The following is an 18628-nucleotide window of genomic DNA, read 5'->3' as shown; positions in this document are numbered from 1 at the left end:
CCGTGCGCGGGCCCGGTCCTGCTGATCGGGACCGCGATGCCGTGCGGGGGTGGTGTGCTGCCTAGGTTCGGTGCGAGGCCCGCCGCGGCCGGGGCGCTCGTGGCGGTCGCGGTGGGCCATCCACACCGCAGCACCGGAGGTGGCAGGTGGAGCGGCACCCTTGCGACGCGGTCGCGATCGCGGCGGCGGTGCGGTCCGGCGAGATCTCGGCGGACGAGGTGGCCGAGCGAGCCATCGCGCGCATCGCCGAACGTGATCCCGCGGTGCGCGCCGTCGTGCACACCCGGTTCGACCAGGCACGCGCCGAGGTCGCGCGCGGTCTGCCGGACGGACCGCTCACCGGAGTGCCGATCCTGGTCAAGAGCCTCGGCGCGGAGGTGGCCGGGTTGGCGACCTCGGCAGGCAGCAGGCTGTTCGCCGACGCGGGGGCCGCGGCCGACAGCGAGCTCGTCGCCCGCTACCGCGCCGCGGGTGCGGTGGTCCTGGGCACCACGAGCACCCCGGAATTCGGGCTCAGCGCCTCCACCGAACCGGTGCTGCACGGCGCCACCCGCAACCCGTGGGCGCTCGGTCGCAGCGCCGGTGGCTCCAGCGGCGGGTCGGCGGCCGCGGTGGCGGCCGGAATGGTGCCGGTGGCGCACGGCAACGACAGCATGGGCTCGATCCGGATCCCGTCGGCGATGTGCGGGCTGTTCGGGCTGAAACCGGGCCGCTGGCGGGTTCCCGGCGCGCCGTTCTCCAACGGGCTGCGCAACCCGCTGCAGGCCAACCACGTGCTGACGACCTCGGTGCGCGACAGCGCGGCCTTCCTGGACGTTGGGGCGGGCCCGGGCCCGGGTTTCCCCGGCGGCCGCGCGCCGGATCGCCCGTTCTCCCGCGAACCGGGGCGCCCGGTGGGCCGGCTGCGGATCGCGGTGTGCACCCGGGCCGCCGACGGCACCGCGACCGACCCGGTGTGCGCGGAGGCCGCGCAGCGCACGGCGCAGTTGTGCGCGGAACTCGGCCACGAGGTCTTCGAGGCCGCACCCGAGCACGACGGCTCGCGCACCCAGCGCGCCGCCGGGACGGTGATGGGGGCGAACCTCGCCGCCACCATCGACGAGCGGCTGGAGCGGCTCGGCCGCGCGCTGCGCGAGGATGACGTCGAAGCGTTCACCCGGGTGCTCTACGAACGGGCGAAGGCCACCGGAGCCGGCGAGCTGTCCGCGGCGCTGAGCGTGCTCGAAGACGCCGAACGCGCCATGGCCGCGTTCTTCGGCGAGGTCGACCTGTGGTTGACTCCGACCGCGGCGGCACCGGCCCCGGACATCGGCCTGCTGGACCCGATGTCGCCCGAGGCGATGTACGCGCACTCCGCGGCGTTCGTCGCGTTCACCCGCATCTGCAACGTGACCGGCCAGCCGGCGATGTCGGTGCCGGCCGGTTACGACGGTACCGGCGTGCCGCTCGGGGTCCAGGTCGCCGCCGCGCACGGTGCCGAGGGGCTGCTGCTGCGCCTGGCCGCCCAGCTCGAACAGGCGCAGCCCTGGCAGTCCGTGGCCCCCGGGTACCGGTGATCGCGGTCAGCTTCCGGAGTCCTCGACGAGGTGGCGCAGCGCGTCGAGGTAGGCGGTGTAGGCCGCGCGGCCCTGGTCGGTGAGTGCCAGCCAGGTGCGCGGGCGCTTGCCGACGTGGCCCTTGGTCACCGCGACGTAGCCGGCCGATTCCAGGATCGTCATGTGCTTGGACAGCAGCGAGTCGCTGGCTTCGATGGTGTCGCGCAGCAGCGGGAACTCCATCTGCGACATCGGGGCCAGGGCCGCCACGATCGACAGCCGGACCGGGGAGTGGATGGTTTCGTCCAGCCCGTGCCGCGGGTGGTGTTGTTCGGTGGTCATCCGGCCAACACCCGCCGCACGCCGTAGAAGCAGGGGATCGCGGGCAGCAACCCGGTGAGCACCACGGGCAGGACCGCCCCCTCGGGGAAGACGAAGCTGTGCAGCAGCGACGCACCGACCGTGAGCACGACGAACACCGCGGTCACCGGCCACACGAGCTTGTTCAGCAGCCTGCTCGTGGCGCGCTGCACCGCGGAGTAGATCATGCCGCCCACCGCGAGCAGCAGCGGGAGGACGACCACGGCCGTGTGCAGCCAGCCTTCGGGCAGCAGGCGGATGCCGATCAGGTGCACCGGCATCCCCACGCCCATCGCGGTCCACAGCCAGGCGGGCCAGCGGGCGGTGCGGCGCGCCTTGGCGTCGATGGTGGTCGCGCTGCGCAGGGCGTCGGCCGGGGTCAGCTCGCCGTCCGCGTTCGGTCTCGCATCGTTCATGACGAGAAGCATGCCAAGTACTCAACGAATCGTCAAGTTGATGCGGAGCGTTGAGTAGTTTCCGACGTGCTGATCAGTGCCAGGATTGCAGCTCCACGATGTTGCCCTCCGGATCGCGGGCGTAGACGACCTCCAGGTCCCCGGTCCCGGGAACCCGGGTGCGAGCCGGTTCGCCCAAACCGCTACCGCCGTGCGCGAGCACCGCGGCCAAGCTCGCGGACACGTCCTCGACTTCGAAGGCCAGATGCCCGTACCCGGCCCGATCGGCCACCGGTGGCGACTGCGCGTGCACGACGTCGTAGGAGAAGATCTCCAGCGTCGGCCCGGTCTCGCCGTGTCCGGGCAGCAGCAGGTGCTGCCCGGACAGGCGGGCGTCCGGGACCGCGGTGGCCCGCGCCAGCCAGTCCCCGGACAGATCGCGGCGGGCGCCCACCGCCCGGCACCCGAAGACCTCGGTGTAGAAGGCGACCAGCCGCTGCCAGTCGTGCGCGATGAGATTGGTGTGCGCGTATCGCGTGGCCATCGCGCGACGCTAGCAGCCGCCGAGAACGCCGCCGAATCACGGATTTCCGGCGCGCGGTCAGGTTCCTCGGTGTCCGACGAGGTGGACGATGCGGCTCAGCTGGCGGTAGGGGTCGCGGCGGCCTGCTTCGAGTTCGACCGCAGCGGCCGCCGCCACCTGCTCGGCATCGTCGGGATCCACGGGGGTGCCGCCGAGATCGAGCCAGTCCACGAACGTCCACACCCCGTACCAGCGCACCGGCCGCACATCGCCGGCGCGCAGCATCGCGCTGATCTCGTCCACGGTGTCGGCCCGCGTCGCCAGCCCCAGGACACCGGTCTCCTCCCGGGAGTCGAACGCGGCCAGCGCGTCCTGCCACCGCCGCTCCAGGGCCGGGCGCACCGCCATCGCCGCCGCGTTCCCGGTCATGACCGAGACCAAGCCGCCGGGCGCGGTGCACCGGCACAGCTGCTCGACCACGGGCTCCGGGTGCGCCAGGTAGCCGAGCACGCCGTGGCACAGCACGGCGTCGAACCGCCGGCCACTCAGCAGCTGCTCGGCGTGCTCGCCCTCGCCGTGCAGCAAGGTCACCCGCGACCGCTCCGCGTCGTCGAGCCGCCCGAGCCGCTGCTGCGCCTTGTCCAGCATCGCGGCCGAGGAGTCGAGCACGGTCACGTCGTAGCCGACCCGGGCGAGTGGGAAGGACTGGTGGCCCGCCCCGCCGCCGACATCGAGCACGGTGGCCGGCGGCTGCGGCAGGTGTTCCAGCAGCTGGTGGTGCAGCACGTAGGTGCGCACCCGGCCCTTGGTCGACGCGTAGGCGCCGTCGGCGAACTCCTCGGTCAGCGCCGCCCAGGTGTCCTCATCCACCCGACCACGGTAACCAGCACGCCGTCAGCCCGCGGAGGCGCTGGTGGTGCGGGCACACGGGCTCGCCGGGTTCACGACCGTGCGCGCGACGCCTTGAGCAGGATCCGGCCGAAGGTGAACACCAGCGCGGCCACGACGAAGGCGGTCACCGCGCTCGCGGCCGACCACGCGCCCGCAAGCCCGCTGAACGTGACGCCGAATGCTCCGATCGGCCACGCGAGCAGCACCCCGGCCGCAGCCGGAACGACGTCCTCGCGCACGTGGGCGCTGCGCCCGCCCCGATGCACCTGCACCGCCCCGTAAGCGGCGCACGCCACCGAGCAGACCGCCAACAGCGCGAGGAACACCCAGGACGACAGGCTGATCAGCCACACCACGACAACGAGGGCCACGACTGCTGCCACGGCGACCAGCGGCGACATCCCACCGAACCACGCGGTCGCACGCCGGTGGAGGCGGTTGAACGCGGCCATGTATGTCTCCCCCTCGGAAAACGAAACGTGGTGCACGGAGCCACGGCCCGACAGTAACCGTGGCGCCGTGCACTCAGGTCATGGCGGATCCGACAGCGATGGGTGCCCGATCCGCGGATGGGTCACAGCAGGTAGTGCGCGAAAATTCCCCCGCCGCAACTGATGGCGGCGAAAAGGCCGATCCGGCGCAGGACGAACTTGGCTGCCTTCTGCCACGTGTTGATCTGCTCGAGGACTCCTTGCAGGGAAAGCCCTGCCGGGGTTGTTCCCAGGCACGCTGCCACCACCTCGACGATTTCGTCGATGACCGCGTTGCGTGCTTGGAAGGTATCCGAGGCCGCAGGGCTCCCGAGCTGATTGCCCGCGGAGTCGAGTGGGCGAGCCACCTCGTCAGAGGTGATCTCCAATGCCGTGGTGCCCTCCGGGAGAGCTCCACGTCCTTCGGCCGTCAGTACCGCGTTGATGTGCTCGATGTCGTCCTGGGTCAGATCAATCCGATCCCCAGGTGTCTGCAACTGCGCTCCGTTCGACATCCAGTCCCCCTCGCATGTGCGTACGCACCATCATCGGGTGCTCGTGTACTGCCATTGCTCTGGCGTGTCCGGAAGGACGCCACCCGTGATCGTATCGGCCCGGTTGCGTTTCGTGTGCGTCATACGCTCAAACTTTGGGGGAAATGCGCTCACCAGGCTCCCGTGGGGGGAGCCTCCACGGCGCCTATGGTCGTGGTCGATCGCGGTAGGCCTCGCTTATCGGATTCTTTCCTGATTCATTTGTGTGTATTCGGACCGCGTAGCCGAGTTGCCCTGGTTTGCGTTGATTGAGCCGACATCGCTGGACCGCGCGGCGAACAGCGCCACGCCTTTCCGCACCGAATGCTCCAGCGGGGTAGCCGTCAGTGCCGCCAGCGGGAGAGGCGGTGTTCGAGGGCGGTCAGCGCGCGGTTGAAACCCAAGCCCAGCACCGAGATGGTGAGGATGCCCGCATACATCTCCGGCACCTCGAAGTTGTACTGGGCGGCGTTGATCAGATAGCCGAGCCCGGCCTTGGCGCCGACCATCTCGGCGGCCACCAGGACCAGGATGGAACTGGCCGCGGCCAGCCGGATCCCGGTGAACACGGTCGGCACCGAGGCGGGCAGCACGATCTTGGCGAACACCTGCGCGGAGCCGAATCCCAGCGATCGCGCCGACTTCAGCAGCAGGTGGTCCACGGTGCGCACCCCGCTGATTGTGTTGAGCAGGATCGGCCACACGCAGGCGAACGTGATCAGCGAGATCTTGGAGGTCTCGCCGAGCCCGAGCAGCAGCACGAACACCGGCAGCAGCGCCAGCGCCGCGGTATTGCGAAACACCTCCAGCAGCGGGCTCAGCAGCTCGTCGGCGAGCCGGTACCAGCCGATGAGCAGCCCGAGCGGCACCGCGATCGCCACCGCGAGCAGGAACCCGGCCACCGCCCGCCCCAAGCTCGCACCCAGGTCGATCCACAGCTGGCCGTCCGCGGCCAGTGCCAGCCAGCTGGACACGACCCGGCTGACCGGGGGCAGGAAGAGGTCGTCGACCAGCCCGATCCGCGGCACGAGCTCCCAGATCAGCAGGAACAGCAGGATCGCCGCGGAGGACTTGGCGAAGCGGCTTGCGGCGTGCCGCGCTGTGGCGGTGCGCGGGCTCGGGGGTGCCGGGGCGGCGCGCACGGCGGTGTCAGCCAACGGGAACGACTCCTTCGGGCAGGTCGGGATGGTCCGTCTCGGCGGACTCGTCGTGCAGCAGGCTCCAGATCCGGTGCCGGTACCGGGTGAAGGCGGGCTGCGAGCGGACGTCCGCGCGGCCCGAGCGCCCGTCCAGCGCGATGTCGACCACCTCGCGGACCTCTCCCGGGCGCGCGGACAGCACCGCGACCCGCTGCCCGAGGAACACGGCCTCGTCGATGTCGTGGGTGATGAACACGATCGTCTTGTCCGTGCGCTGCCACAGCCCCAGCAGTTCCTGCTGCAGCCGTTCCCGGGTCTGCGCGTCCAGCGCCGCGAACGGCTCGTCCATGAGCAGGACGTCCGGGTCGAAGGCCAGGCTGCGCGCGATGGCGACGCGCTGGCGCATCCCGCCGGAGAGCTCGTGCGGATATCGGTCGGCGAAGCCGGAAAGCCCCACCAGATCCAGGAACTCGTGCGCGCGGTCCCGCCGTTCCCGCTTGCCGGTGCGTTTGGCTTCCAGCCCGAGTTCCACGTTCGCCCGCGCCGTCCGCCAGGGCAGTAGCGCGTACTGCTGGAAGACCACACCCCGGTCCAGTCCCGGGCCGTCGACCGGGTCGCCGCCGACCGCGATGCTGCCCGCCGACGGGGTGTCCAGCCCGCCGAGCAGGTCCAACAGGGTGGATTTGCCGGATCCGCTCGGTCCCACGACCACGAACAGCTCGCCGGAACCGATCCGCAGGTCGATTCCGCGCAGCGCGGTCACCGCGGAAGATCCGGCACGCCGCGGGGCGAACTCCTTGGACACACCGTCCAGGACGATGTCCGACATGATGGCCTCCTGCCGGGGTTTCAGGGTCGGAACGGGTTGAAGTCGTTGGTGTACAACCGGGACACGTCGACGCTGCCGCGCGGCACGATGCCCTGGTCGGTCAGCCGCTGCAGCCAGATGTCGAACTCGCGGCCGGAGATGAGCCCGCCCGGACCGGGGACTCCGGTGGAGCGCCAGTAGCGGATCGTGTCGGTGTCCTCGTTGCGGCCCCGGCGCCGGATGATGTCGGCGAACCGCGCGATCACCTGCTGCCGGGGCCGGGTCTGACCCCAGCGGATCGCCTCGGCGATGCCGGTCACGAGAGTGCGGACGGTCGTGGGGTTCTCGGCGATGAAGTCCTCGCGGGCCACGTAGCAGCCCGCGCTGAACGCGCCCAGTAGGCCGAAGTCGGTGAACACCGGGTGGATGCCGCCGCGCTCCGCGGCTTTCTCCGCGTTCGCGTCCGACATCGTGGACACGTCGAGCTGCCCGGAGCGCAGGGCCTGTTCCGAGCTGACCGGCGGTACCACCACGGGTTGGATCTCGCGGATCTCCTCGTCGCGCAGGCCACCCCGCCGCAGGTAGATCGACAGCACGTCCTGGTGGTGCGCGCCGATCGTGTTCATGCCGACCGCGGCGCCGATGAAGTCGCGCGGACCGCGGATCGGACTGCCGCCCAGCACGTAGTACCCGGCGTTGGTGTGCGCATCCGAGCCGTAGTAGGAGATGAGCGCCTTGATCGGGGCGCCCGCGGCGGCGAGCCGGATAATCGACCCGTTGAACGCGCCGCCGATGTCGATGTCGCCGGTGACCGCGGCCTGGATGTCCTGCGGACCGCTGATCGTGTTGCCGATCCACTCCAGCCGCAGGTCGCCGAGCAGACCGAGATCGGCGGCGAGTTCGTGCCAGAGCACTTCGCCCGACCAGCCTTGGTAGCGCACCACCCCGGTTTCCGCTCCGGGGGAGGCGGTGGAGGTGGCGCAGCCGCCGAGAACGGTTGCTGCGGCGGCCGAAGCTGTGCCGCGCAGCAACAGGCGGCGGTCGATCGGGCGTCTTCCCGGAACATGCACAGCGAGGTCCCGTCGTCGGGGGAGTCGAGGGCGCGCCGCCGCACGAGCCGGTCGGAAAGGGCGTGCGGTGAGCGCATCGGGGCTGGCGCGGATACGGCGCAGCCGGACATCCGGTGGGGCCGGACCGCACGGGCGGCCGGCTCAGGAGTGATCAGCGACAGCGGGAGCTGGCCACGAGGACGCAGTCCACGTAGCGGCGGGATACGAGCGCAACGATCGCTGGCATGGTCACGGATTCAACCAACGCGGACGAGCACCGTCAACGGAACGTAGCGTTTCCCGGAATATGAGAAGCCCGGTGCGGATCCGGTTCCGGCCCGGTTCACAGCTCGCGTTCGTAGACGTACAGCACCGGGCCGTCGGAACCGCCCTCGCGGTGGGTGAACCCGAAGTGCTCGTAGAGCCGGCGGGCGGCCACATCGGTCTCGGCGGTGCCCAGCTCGATGCGCACCGCGCCCTGCGAACGGGCCGCGTCGAGCGCGGCGCGCAGCAGTTCCCGGCCGAGCCCGCGGTGGCGTTCCGGTGGGCGCACGTACAACTCGGCGAGGTAGCACTCCTGGCCGCTGCTCCACAACGCCGGACGGAACCGCAGCACCGCGATCCCGTCCGGTCCGGTCCCGGCCAGCAGCACGATCGTGTCTTCGGCGAGGAGCGCGCGCAACCGTTCGGCGAGGAACCCCGGACCCGGGGTCGGTTCGTCGAACTCGCGGTTGAAGGCGTCCAGCAGCCGGCCTGCTGCCTCGGCGTCGGCATCGTCGGCGCGGCGGATTCCGGGGTGCTCGCCCATGCGGGAATTCTACCCGGGCTCCCGAACACGCGGCTCGATGTCATGCATCCCGTTGGCCATCCGGCCCGCACAGCCCACCGTCGGCGACGAACCGGGGCAGGGCGCGGTAGTTCTCGTCGCTCAGGGCCGCCTCCAGCAAGTCCCGGGCTCGGCTGGGCCCCTGGCAAGCGCGGCACGACCTCGCGCTCGATCTGACCACGTTCAGCACGATCATCGGCGGCGGATCGCCTCCGATCGGCGCCTTCGGTGGCAGCGCCGAGTGGGCGGGAGGTTGCCGCGAGACCGGCGCCGTGCGGCCGGCTTGACCCGCACACCACCCCACGGTTGCCGGGTCGGTGCTGCCGGGGGCGAAGGACGTGCCCGAGGCATCGGCTGACAACGGTGCTCGCTGCGCAGGATCGCGGCCCTGCTGGGGGTTTTCACCGGATCACGGCCGCAGGGACGACAGGATGGCGCGAGCATCATCTCCTTCCGCCGCGACGTTCCAAAGCCGATCGGTCAACGTGTGGTAAGTGGCTACCTCGTCCTCGTCGCGGATCCTGATCTCGGCGGTGATGTTCTCCACCAGCGCCAAGCCGTCGAACAAGGTGTAGCCGTGCATGGGCATGTAGGGCATTCGTCGGTTCAACGGGAGGATTCCGAACCGAACCGTGCTCATGCCGATCAGTGATCCGATCCGGTCCAGCTGCGCGCTCATCGTCTCCGGCGCGCAGATCGGGTACCGAAGGCCGGCTTCGCCCACCAGGATCTCGATGCGCTTGCTCGTGTCGTACAAGACCCCTTGCCGCTGCATCCGGGCAGTGACCGCGTTCTCGCTACACCGCCGAGCAGTGCGCCGAACTGGCCGACGCGCTCGATCGCGTGGCCGCACAGCTCCGCGATCACGCCTCCCGGTGCGTCGTCATCGACCTCGTCTAGTGTCGCCGTTCCTGACCGCCCGATCGGAGCAGTGGTGCCTCGCCAATAGCGCCGTCATCTCACCAGTCCGGAGCCGTGGATGTGCCGCGAGCAGCCGCGGTGTCAGGTCGTGCGGTGCAGGAGGTCGCGCACGATGGTTGCCACCTGGTCGGTTTCCACGAGGAAACCGTCGTGCCCGTGCGGGGAATCGATCACCCGAGCGGGGTTCCCGGTGATCCGCCGGGCGAGTTCGTGCTGCTGTGCCGGGGGGAACAGCCGGTCGCTGCTCACCGCGGCCACCGCCGTCTCGGCGCGCACCCGCTGCAGCGCGTCGCGGCTGCGGCCGCGGAAGACGTCGTGCCGGTTCATCGCTTCGGTGAGCACCACGTAGCTGGCCGCGTCGAACCGCCGCACCAGCTTGTCCGCGTGATGGTCCAAATAGGATTCTACTGCGAAACGGCCTCCGCGCAGCGGGTCTTCGTCGCCTTGAGCGGTGCTGCCGAACCGGACGTCGAGTTCGGTGCCGCTGCGGTAGGTCGTGTGCGCGATGCGGCGGGCGATGCCGAGCCCGGTGTGGGGGCCGGACCCGTCCGGGAAGTCGTGGTAGTCGCCGCCGTGCCAGCCCGGGTCCTGGCGGATCGCGGCGGTCTGGGTGCGCGCCCACGCGATCTGGTCCGCCCCGGCGCGGGCGGCGGCGGCCAGGACCAGCAGGCGCCGCACCTGCCGGGGCCGGCTCACCGCCCATTCCAGTGCTCGCATCCCGCCCATGGATCCGCCGAGCACCAGCGCCCACGTCTCGATGCCCAGCGCTTCGGTCAGGGCGGCCTCGACGGTGACCGTGTCGCGGATGGTCACCGCGGGAAACCGGCTGCCGTAGGGGTTTCCGTCCGGCGCGGTCGAGGCGGGCCCGGTGCTGCCCTGGCAGCCGCCGAGCACGTTGGGCGCCACGACGTAGTGCTCGCGGGGGTCCAGCGCCTTGCCCGGCCCGATGAGCCCGTCCCACCAGCCGGGGCTGGGATGGCCCGGCCCGGCCGGTCCGGCGGCGTGGCTGTCGCCGGTCAGCGCGTGCAGCACGAGCACCGCGTTGGACCGGTCGGCGTTGAGCACGCCCCAGGTCTCGAAGGCGAGGGTGTAGCCGGGCAGCGTTCCGCCGCCTTCCAGCCGCACGTGGTCGGCGCTGGTGAACCACCGCCGTTGCCCGGCCGGATCGGCCTCCCGCCACGCACCGGTGGCGGGAGGCAGCCCGGTCGGCGCCTGGGTCACGCCGCGCCCTTCGCCGCCCGGAACCCGGTTTCCAGGTCGGCGACGAGGTCGGCCACGTCTTCCAGCCCGACCGACAGGCGCACCAGGCCCGGGGTGACCCCGGCGGCCCGCTGCTCGGGTTCGCTGAGCTGCGAGTGCGTGGTGCTGGCCGGGTGGGCGATGAGGCTGCGCACGTCACCGATGTTGACCAGCTGGCTGAACAGCTCAGTGCCGTCGACGAACGCCCGCCCGGCCTCGACGCCGCCGGCGAGCTCGAAGGACACGACCGCACCGGCTCCGCTGGGAAGGTACGTGAGCGCGGCCTCGTACCAGGGGCTCGTGGGCAGGCCCGCGTAGTGCACCGCGGTGACCTCCGCGCGGTCCTGCAACCACTCGGCCAACGCCTGGGCGTTGGCCACGTGCCGCTCGATGCGCAGCGACAGCGTTTCGATCCCCTGCAGGATCAGGAAGCTGGTCTGCGGCGCGATCGCGGCACCGGTGTCGCGCAGCAGTTGCACGCGCAGCTTCGCCGCGAACGCGCCGTGCCCGAGCGCTTCCCAGTAGCGCAGCCCGTGGTAGCTGGGGTCGGGCTCGGTGAATCCGGGGAATCGTTCGGCGTGCGCGCCGAAGTCGAAGGTGCCGCCGTCGACGACGAGGCCGCCCACCGCTGTGCCGTGCCCGCCGAGGTACTTCGTGGCCGAGTGCACCACGATGTCCGCGCCGTGCTCGACCGGGCGCTGCAGGTAGGGAGTCGGCACCGTGTTGTCCACGACCAGCGGCACCCCGGCCTCGTGGGCGAGCCCGGCGACCCGGGCCACGTCGAGGACGTTCGAGCGCGGGTTGCCCAGGGTTTCGGCGAAGAACAGCTTGGTGTTCGGCCGCGCGGCCGCGCGCCACTGCTCCGGGTCGTCCGGGTCGTCGACGAACGTGACCTCGATGCCGAGCTTGGGCAGCGTGTAGTGGAACAGGTTGTAGGTCCCGCCGTACAGCGAGGCGCTGGAGACGAGGTGGTCGCCGGCGCCGGCGAGGTTGAGCACCGCGGCGGTCTCGGCCGCTTGCCCGGAGGCGAAGGCGACGGCGGCGACCCCGCCTTCCAGATCGGCCACGCGCTGTTCGAGGACGTCCTGGGTGGGGTTGTTGATCCGGGTGTAGATGTTGCCGGGTTCGGCCAGGCTGAACAGGTCCGCCCCGTGCTGGGTGTCGCGGAAGACGTAGGACGTGGTCTGGTAGATCGGGGTGGCCCGGGCGCCGGTCGCCGGATCCGGTTGGGCACCGGCGTGGATCTGGCGGGTGGCGAAGGACAGCGGGCGTGCGGTGTCGGACATGGGTGAGTTCCCTCCGCCGGGCGCGCGATCGCACCCGGCTCGTCGAAGTGGTGGTGTGCCGGGGATTCGCGCGGTCGGGGACGTCGGCGCGGGTGGTGGTGATCCCGGCGGGGGAGTGCGTGCGCTCGCGCGAGCTGGTCGCGGGGAGCTGCTCAGGCGTGCGCGGGCGCGCAGCGACACCCGCAGGACGCGGTCAGCATCAGGTCGACGGCCCGGTCGGACCAGGTGTAGCCGTCACGTGGCATGGCACGGATCGTGGCACAGCCGACACGCAGCGCGAAGATCGTTCCGGGATGTGGACCGTGCGCCGCGGTGCGCGGCAGGTGTCGGTTCGCCGGGCGCGGGGAATCCTCCGGCGAACCGGGCGTGCCGGTCGGGAGAACGGCGACCAGGTCCGCAACCCGCGAGAGCGAGGTGCGCATGCGAGCCACGTTGATCTACGGCGCCGGGGACATCCGCGTCGAGGACGTCCCGGACGCCGGTCTGGTGGAACCGACCGACGCGTTGGTGCGCATCACGCGTGCCTGCATCTGCGGCAGCGACCTGTGGCCCTACCAGCAGCGCGAACCCACCGGCCCCGGCGAACGCATCGGGCACGAGTTCCTCGGCGTCGTCGATGAGGTCGGCTCGCAGGTGTCGGGGTTCCGGCCCGGCGACGTCGTGGTGGCACCGTTCCTGATCAGCGACGGGACGTGCGAGTTCTGCCGGGAAGGGCTGACGTCTTCGTGCCGGCACGGCGGCATGTGGGGCGGTGCCGGTGACGGTGGGCAGGGCGAGGCGGCCCGCGTCCCGCTGGCCGACGGCACGCTGGTCCGGCTCCCGGTCGAACCCGATGACGAGCGGATGCCTTCGCTGCTGACGCTGTCCGACGTGTTCGCCACCGGTCATCACGCCGCGGTGTCCGCGGGGGTGGGCCCGGGGTCGACGGTCACCGTGATCGGCGACGGGGCCGTCGGGTTGTCGGCCGTGCTGGCCGCCGCGCGCCTCGGCGCCGAGCAGATCGTGCTCATGGGCCGGCATCCGGCGCGCACCGATCTGGGCCGCGAGTTCGGCGCGGACGAGGTCGTCACCGAGCGCGGCGACGACGGTGCCGCGCGGGTGCGTGACCTGACCGGCGGGGACGGCACCTCGGCGGTGCTGGAATGCGTGGGCACCGAACAGGCGCTGGAGATGGCCCTGGGCGCGGTCCGCGCGGGCGGTGCGGTCAGCCGGGTCGGTCTGCCGCAGTACGAGAAGGGACGGCTGGACGTTGCGCACGTGTTCTTCCGCAACGTCTCGCTGGGTGGCGGCGTGGCTCCTTCGCGCGCCTACATCCCGGAGCTGCTGCCCGACGTGCTGGCGGGCCGGGTCGAGCCGGGGCGGGTGTTCGACCGCACGATCGGACTGGACGAGGTGCCGGACGGCTACCGCGCCATGAACGATCGGGAAGCGCTCAAGGTGCTCATCACGCCCTGACCCGACGCGGAAAACCCCGTTCGCGCAACGGGGTTCGGGTGACGCTCCCGGCCGCTCGGCGGGAGTGCTCGCCGTGCCGCGCTGATCCGGTCAGCCGCGCAGGGTGCCGACCCCGGCGAAGGCGTTGGCGGGGGCCGCGGCCTGCTCGGTGACCAGCCGGTCCGGGCGCCACATCGGGGCGGGCACCAAACCCGGCTCGATGAGCTCGTAGCCGGTGAACAGCTCCTCGACCTCCTCGCGCGGGCGCCAGCGCACCGGTGTCGGTGTGCGGGCCATGACCTCCTCGGCGTCGGCGACCTGCTCGGGCGTGGCCGCCAGTGCGCTGATGTGCGAGACGACCAGCGGACTGCCCGGCACGCATGCCGCCCGGTAGGCGCCCACCACCGACAGCGCCTCGGCCTGCTCGGGCACGAACGGCAGGATCGCCACGGCCAGCACCGCAACCGGCCGGTCGAAGTCGAGCAGCTCGGCCACGCCCGGTGCGGTCAGCACCGCCTGCGGGTCGCGGATATCGGCCTGGGTGACGGTCACGCCGTCCAGGTCGGCCAGCAACCGCCGCGCGTGCGAGACCGCGACGGGCTCGTGGTCGACGTAGGCCACCCGTGCGGCGGGATCGTGCGCCCGGGCGATCTCGTGCACGTTGCCCACGGTCGGAACCCCGGAGCCGAGGTCGAGGAACTGGTCGATGCCGCCGCGCACCAGGTGGGCCACCGCCCGGCCGAGGAAGGCCCGGTTGGCCTTGGCGTAGTCCCGCGCGAACGGCATCGCCGCCAGCCCCGCTTCGGCCGCGTCCCGGTCGGCCTCGAAGTTCGCCGAGCCGCCCAGGTAGTAGTCGTACATGCGGGCGGCGTTGGGTCGCGTGGTGTCCACCGGCGCCGGAGGTTCGAAGAGGTGCTCGTCAGGGGCCATGCTCGGAGTCTGCCGCACCACCAGTGCCACTCGAAAGGGCGAACGGGTTCAGGCGAGGCGGCCCGTGGCGTCCCGCGGGCGGTACACGCGCAGCGCCTCGTCGCGGGCGACGAACCGGAACGTCCTCCCGTGCAGCCGCACTTCGCCGTCGCAGGCCAGCGGTTGCGGCTCGCAGAGCAATCGCACGTCGAGCACCTCGCGGTCCTGCTGCACGTAGGTGCGGCTGCGCGCGAGCGTGCCGCTCAGCACGGACAGCACGAACCGGGTGCGCGACCAGTGCAGGTCGGCGCGCACGTAGCGCACGTCGAGGATCCCGTCGTCCAACCGCGGCCGCCAGGACGGGGTGAAGCCCTTCGGCTCGAATCCGCCGCTGCCGACGAACATCCCCCACATCAGCACTTCCGTGCCGTCCAGCCGCATCCGAAGCGGCCGCGCCCGCGCCAGGACCCGTACCAAGGCCAGCACGGCCGCCGGCCATTTGCCCAGGCGCGGTTCCCAGCGCTGCCGCAGCCGCACCACGTCGGGATAGCCACCGATCCCGGCCGTGTTCACGAACCAGCGGGGCGGTCCGCCGTCGACCTCGACGGTCCCCAGGTCGACGTGCACGGCGGTGCCCTCGGTCAACGCCCGCGCGGCCTGCTCGGCGGTGTGCACGCCGACGTCGCGGGCGAAGTGGTTGAGCGTGCCGGTGGGCACCACGACCAGTGGCAGTCCGCGCTCGGCCGCGACCGCGGCGGCCGTGCCCACCGTGCCGTCGCCACCGGCCACGCCCAGTGCCCGGATCCCGTCGCCGCGGGTGCCCAGCATGGTGTCGAGCTGCTCGCCGAGATCCTTCTCCGGGTTCGGGCGCAGCAGGGCGGCCTTGGGCCACTGGTCGGCCACCGCGGGCAGCGGATCGTGGCCTGCCGCACCGGATAACGGGTTGACCAGCAGCGCGAGCCCGTCCCCGTCGTCGATGCGGCACACCGCCTCGCTCGGGCGCGCCACACCCGGTTTGGCCGGGCGCACCGGCCACCAGCGCTGGGTCGCCAGACCCACCGCGGCACCCAGCAGCGCACCGGTGGCCACGTCGGAGGGCCAGTGCGCACCGACGTGCACCCGCGAGTAGGCGACCCCGGCGGCGACGGGAGCCACGAGCACGCCCAGCACCGGGGATTCCATCGCGACCGCGGTGGTGAACGCCGCCGCCGAGGCGGCATGTCCGGACGGGAACGAGGACGAACGCGGCGGGTCGGCGAGCCTGCGCCGCGGGGACAGCAGGTACGTCGCCGGACGGCGGCGCGGGAACGTGGGCTTGGCCAGCAGGTTCGTCACCGCGCTGGTGGCCGCGACCGCCGCCAGCCCGCGCACCGCGCCGCGGCGGGCCGGGCCCTTGCGCAGCGCGAACACCGAAGCGGTGGCGCACCAGAGTTTGCTGTGGTCGGCCAGCCGGGTCAGCGCCTTCCACGCCGGATCCGCCCGCGACGCCGGGAACAGCGCGCTGCGCTGCACCAGCCCCCGGTCCAGGCGGTCGACGGCTTTCCACATCTCACGCGGCTGCCACATCCCACCGACCCTAGTCACCGCGCGCCCGCGCGCTGCGCAGCCCGCCCCGGGCTCGGCAGGTCGTGCGCGCTACCGCTGGCCGCGCACCGCGCGTTGGAGGTCGACGACGACGAGCACTCCGTAGACGGTGCCGACGACCAGCAGTGCCAGCAGGAGCAGGGCCGGGGCGTCGGCGGCCAGGACCAGGCCCGCGGCCGCACCGAAGACCGCGCAGGGCGCGATCACCGCCGTCGTCAGGTGTCTGAGCTGTCGGTTCCGCTGCAGCGGCTGCACCGGCCGCGGTGCGAGATCGGGGGCCGGTGCGGCGGGTTCGGCGGCGGGTCCGTCGTCGAAGCGCGGGTGCGGGGCGGGCAGGTCGCCGAACAGCGCGGTGATGTCGCCGCGCACCCGCGCGGCCCCGGCTTGCCCGGCGCGTTCGGCGTATTCGGTGCTGGTGAGCCGCCCTGCGGTCACGTGTTCGCCGAGCAGCCGGTCGGCTGCCGCGCGGTCGCCGTCGCCGATCCGGATCTCGCCGGAGCGCCCGCGCGCCGCGAGCGCGTGCTGGTCACTGTCTGTGGTTGCCATCGGTGCGACTGTAGGCAGCGTTCCGGGCGCCGGACATCGGCCACAAGGCCGAGGTCGACGGTGCCGCCTCGTACTTTCCGCGCCCGCCTCGGTCGCCCGTTCGCGGTCCGCACCGCGCACCGAACCATGCACATTCGCTAATATGAGGAGGTGGTGACGCCACGCGAACGGAGGTAACGACCGGTATGACTGCCACGCACACCCAGCACCCCGAGCACGACCACGCGCACGGGCAAGGCTGCGGCCACACCGCCATCCCGCACGGAGACCACGTGGATTACGTGCACGACGGCCACCTGCACCGCGCGCACGACGACCACTACGACGAATGCGAGCCGAGCGAGCACACCGCGCACCAGGACCACCCGCACGCCCACGGCGACGGGTGCGGGCACGTCGCGGTGCCGCACGGCGACCACGTCGACTACCTGCACGACGGGCACCGGCACGCGGCCCACGACGACCACTACGACGAGCACTGAACCGGGGCGCAGCGGCGGCGGACCGGCAGGGCGCGGTCCGCCGCCGCTCTTGCGCCCGCCTCGATAGGCTGCACCGCGGTGGCACGCGCGGACATCCGGGTGCCCCGGACAACGGGAGGCCGACCGGCGGCGAGTGCGCGAGGCCCTCGAAGGACGTCGAAAGGTGCATCGTGGCCCGCAAGATCACCTCGCGCAACGCCCATTTCCAGCAGTGGCAGGCACTGCTGACCAACCGCACCAAGCGGCAGCGCCAGCGCGAGTTCCTGGTGCAGGGCGTGCGGCCGATCACCATCGCCGTCGAGCAGGGCTGGCCGATCCGCGCGCTGCTCTACGACGGGGACCGGACGATGTCGCAGTGGGCGCAGGGCCTGCTGCACCGCGTGCCGGCGGAACGGTTCGCGCTGTCCGGTGAGCTGCTGGCCGAGCTCAGCGAGAAGAACGAATCGACGGCCGAGCTCATCGCCGTGCTGGAACTCCCCGCCGACGACCTGCACCGGATCGGGGTGGGCGAAGGGTTCCTCGGTGTGCTGTTCGACCGGCCCACCAGCCCTGGCAACATCGGCTCGCTCCTGCGCTCCGCGGACGCGTTCGGCGCGGACGGGCTGATCGTGACCGGGCATGCCGCGGATGTGTACGACCCGAAATCCGTTCGCGCCAGCACGGGTTCGCTGTTCACGGTGCCCGCCGTCCGCGTCCCCTCGCCCCGTGACGTCACAGCCTGGCTGGTTGAGCAGCGCGCCGCCGGAACCCCGGTGCCGATCGTGGGCACCGATGAGCACGGCGACACCGACATCGCCGATTTCGACCTCACCGGACCGGTGCTGCTGCTGGTCGGCAACGAGACGGCCGGGTTGAGCGCGTCCTGGCGCGAGCTCTGCGACCACGTGGTGCACATCCCGATGCGCGGCAGCGCCAGCTCGCTCAACGCGGCCAACGCGGCCACCACGGTGCTCTACGAAGCGTTCCGCCAACGCAACCGATCCGGCCGCGGGTGAAATGCCCTGCGCTCAGCAGATTGTCGCGCGCTGAGTGTCACAAGATCTGCGTTCCCGTGCGACGGGCACCACCGATCATGTGAGTCGGCTCCCTTCCGGGGAGCGTGGTGAATGCCTGCTCGCGCTTAAACTTGAACCAATCCAGATTAGTGGTACCGTGAGGTCATGCCGTCGACGCACCAGGACGACCTCGAACAGCGGTCGCGCGCCGAACTGCAGGCGGCAGGTCTGCGCGTGACCGCACCGCGCGTGGCCACGCTCGACGCCGTGGCCGCGGCCCCGCACGCCGAAGCGGACGACGTCACCGCCGCGGTGCGCGAACGTCTCGGCACCGTGTCCAAGCAAGCCGTCTACGACGTGCTCAACGCCTTGACCGGAGCGGGCCTCCTGCGACGTGTCGACGTCGACGCGCGTAGCGCGGCGCGCTACGAGATCCATCGGCACGACAACCACCACCACATGGTGTGCCGGATCTGCGGGCGGCTCGAGGACGTTCCCTGCGCGATCGGTGCGGCGCCCTGCCTCGACCCCGCCGACGATCTCGGATTCGACGTGGAAGAAGCAGAGCTGATGTTCCGCGGCGTGTGTTCCACGTGCCGCAGCCCCGCGGAGCGAAAGGGGGTCGATGCCGAAGACGCTGAAACCCGTTGATACCGCCGATCATCGTCCGAAATGCAGCGGGAGGCCGAACCGCCACCGTCAC

At 71.7% G+C, this 18628-nt stretch carries 21 protein-coding genes; 5 read left to right on the top strand and 16 right to left on the bottom strand.

Translation table 11 applies throughout. The features are described from left to right. The first annotated feature begins 146 nt into the window (after positions 1-146). Complete coding sequence (locus IQ251_RS00615) at positions 147-1556, top strand: amidase (RefSeq protein ID WP_193926390.1); 1410 nt, start codon at positions 147-149, stop codon at positions 1554-1556. 6 nt (positions 1557-1562) lie between these two features. On the opposite strand, the gene IQ251_RS00610 is transcribed toward IQ251_RS00615, so the two are convergent. The 13 genes from IQ251_RS00610 to IQ251_RS00550 form a co-directional block, all read right to left on the bottom strand. After that, a complete protein-coding gene (locus tag IQ251_RS00610) occupies positions 1563-1877 on the bottom strand; it encodes a winged helix-turn-helix domain-containing protein (RefSeq protein ID WP_193926389.1) in 315 nt (104 codons plus the stop codon). Then, on the bottom strand, positions 1874-2311 hold the full coding sequence (locus IQ251_RS00605) for a hypothetical protein (RefSeq protein ID WP_193926388.1): 438 nt from the start codon (positions 2309-2311) through the stop codon (positions 1874-1876). Before IQ251_RS00605 ends, IQ251_RS00610 begins: the two co-directional genes overlap by 4 nt. 73 nt (positions 2312-2384) lie before the next feature. After that, positions 2385-2834, bottom strand: a complete 450-nt coding sequence (locus IQ251_RS00600; protein ID WP_193926387.1) for a VOC family protein — start codon at positions 2832-2834, stop codon at positions 2385-2387. 57 nt (positions 2835-2891) lie between these two features. Further along, entirely contained in the window at positions 2892-3683 is a 792-nt protein-coding gene (locus tag IQ251_RS00595) for a class I SAM-dependent methyltransferase (RefSeq protein WP_193926386.1), read from the bottom strand. A 71-nt stretch (positions 3684-3754) separates the two neighbouring features. Next, positions 3755-4156: a hypothetical protein gene (locus IQ251_RS00590; RefSeq protein WP_193926385.1), complete on the bottom strand. Its 402-nt coding sequence runs from the start codon at positions 4154-4156 to the stop codon at positions 3755-3757. A gap of 122 nt (positions 4157-4278) precedes the next feature. Beyond that, complete coding sequence (locus tag IQ251_RS00585) at positions 4279-4689, bottom strand: hypothetical protein (protein WP_193926384.1); 411 nt, start codon at positions 4687-4689, stop codon at positions 4279-4281. Positions 4690-5051: 362 nt separating this feature from the next. Next, the gene (locus tag IQ251_RS00580; RefSeq protein WP_193926383.1) at positions 5052-5864 is read right to left on the bottom strand and encodes an ABC transporter permease; all 813 of its coding nucleotides are present in this window, start codon (positions 5862-5864) and stop codon (positions 5052-5054) included. Continuing rightward, positions 5857-6675 carry an ABC transporter ATP-binding protein gene (locus tag IQ251_RS00575; protein WP_193926382.1) on the bottom strand — a complete coding sequence of 273 codons (819 nt, stop codon included), beginning with the start codon at positions 6673-6675 and terminating at the stop codon, positions 5857-5859. The genes IQ251_RS00580 and IQ251_RS00575 overlap by 8 nt, the downstream gene beginning before the upstream one ends. Positions 6676-6695: 20 nt before the next feature. Then, entirely contained in the window at positions 6696-7598 is a 903-nt protein-coding gene (locus tag IQ251_RS00570; protein WP_370591119.1) for an ABC transporter substrate-binding protein, read from the bottom strand. Between the two features lie 448 nt (positions 7599-8046). After that, a complete protein-coding gene (locus IQ251_RS00565; protein ID WP_193926380.1) occupies positions 8047-8511 on the bottom strand; it encodes a GNAT family N-acetyltransferase in 465 nt (154 codons plus the stop codon). Positions 8512-8938: 427 nt separating this feature from the next. Beyond that, complete coding sequence (locus IQ251_RS00560; RefSeq protein ID WP_370591118.1) at positions 8939-9382, bottom strand: Scr1 family TA system antitoxin-like transcriptional regulator; 444 nt, start codon at positions 9380-9382, stop codon at positions 8939-8941. Between the two features lie 149 nt (positions 9383-9531). After that, positions 9532-10671, bottom strand: a complete 1140-nt coding sequence (metX, locus tag IQ251_RS00555; RefSeq protein ID WP_193926378.1) for a homoserine O-acetyltransferase MetX — start codon at positions 10669-10671, stop codon at positions 9532-9534. After that, the gene (locus IQ251_RS00550) at positions 10668-11975 is read right to left on the bottom strand and encodes a bifunctional o-acetylhomoserine/o-acetylserine sulfhydrylase (RefSeq protein WP_193926377.1); all 1308 of its coding nucleotides are present in this window, start codon (positions 11973-11975) and stop codon (positions 10668-10670) included. The genes metX and IQ251_RS00550 overlap by 4 nt, the downstream gene beginning before the upstream one ends. A gap of 420 nt (positions 11976-12395) precedes the next feature. Here IQ251_RS00550 and IQ251_RS20365 point away from each other — a divergent pair, with 420 nt between their 5' ends. Further along, positions 12396-13430: a zinc-binding dehydrogenase gene (locus tag IQ251_RS20365; RefSeq protein ID WP_193926376.1), complete on the top strand. Its 1035-nt coding sequence runs from the start codon at positions 12396-12398 to the stop codon at positions 13428-13430. Between the two features lie 90 nt (positions 13431-13520). Here IQ251_RS20365 and IQ251_RS00540 read toward each other — a convergent pair whose 3' ends face one another. The 3 genes from IQ251_RS00540 to IQ251_RS00530 all read right to left on the bottom strand — a co-directional run bounded on the left by IQ251_RS00540 (position 13521) and on the right by IQ251_RS00530 (position 16448). Then, positions 13521-14339 (bottom strand): SAM-dependent methyltransferase, encoded by an 819-nt coding sequence (locus IQ251_RS00540; RefSeq protein ID WP_193926375.1) that lies wholly within the window; start codon positions 14337-14339, stop codon positions 13521-13523. A 48-nt stretch (positions 14340-14387) separates the two neighbouring features. Next, entirely contained in the window at positions 14388-15884 is a 1497-nt protein-coding gene (locus IQ251_RS00535; RefSeq protein ID WP_228045857.1) for a bifunctional phosphatase PAP2/diacylglycerol kinase family protein, read from the bottom strand. Between the two features lie 69 nt (positions 15885-15953). Beyond that, the gene (locus IQ251_RS00530) at positions 15954-16448 is read right to left on the bottom strand and encodes a DUF1707 SHOCT-like domain-containing protein (RefSeq protein WP_193926374.1); all 495 of its coding nucleotides are present in this window, start codon (positions 16446-16448) and stop codon (positions 15954-15956) included. A 185-nt stretch (positions 16449-16633) separates the two neighbouring features. On the opposite strand from IQ251_RS00530, the gene IQ251_RS00525 reads away from it, so the two are divergent. The 3 genes from IQ251_RS00525 (at position 16634) to IQ251_RS00515 (ending at position 18576) form a co-directional block, all read left to right on the top strand. Then, positions 16634-16930 (top strand): hypothetical protein, encoded by a 297-nt coding sequence (locus IQ251_RS00525; RefSeq protein ID WP_193926373.1) that lies wholly within the window; start codon positions 16634-16636, stop codon positions 16928-16930. Between the two features lie 170 nt (positions 16931-17100). Further along, on the top strand, positions 17101-17925 hold the full coding sequence (locus IQ251_RS00520) for a TrmH family RNA methyltransferase (protein ID WP_370591117.1): 825 nt from the start codon (positions 17101-17103) through the stop codon (positions 17923-17925). Positions 17926-18090: 165 nt separating this feature from the next. Then, positions 18091-18576, top strand: a complete 486-nt coding sequence (locus IQ251_RS00515) for a Fur family transcriptional regulator (protein WP_193926372.1) — start codon at positions 18091-18093, stop codon at positions 18574-18576. Positions 18577-18628 lie beyond the last annotated feature (52 nt).

This window comes from Saccharopolyspora montiporae (assembly GCF_015209505.1).
GTDB classification, from domain to species: Bacteria; Actinomycetota; Actinomycetes; order Mycobacteriales; family Pseudonocardiaceae; genus Saccharopolyspora; species Saccharopolyspora montiporae.
This window is presented reverse-complemented; position numbering and strand designations above follow the sequence as displayed.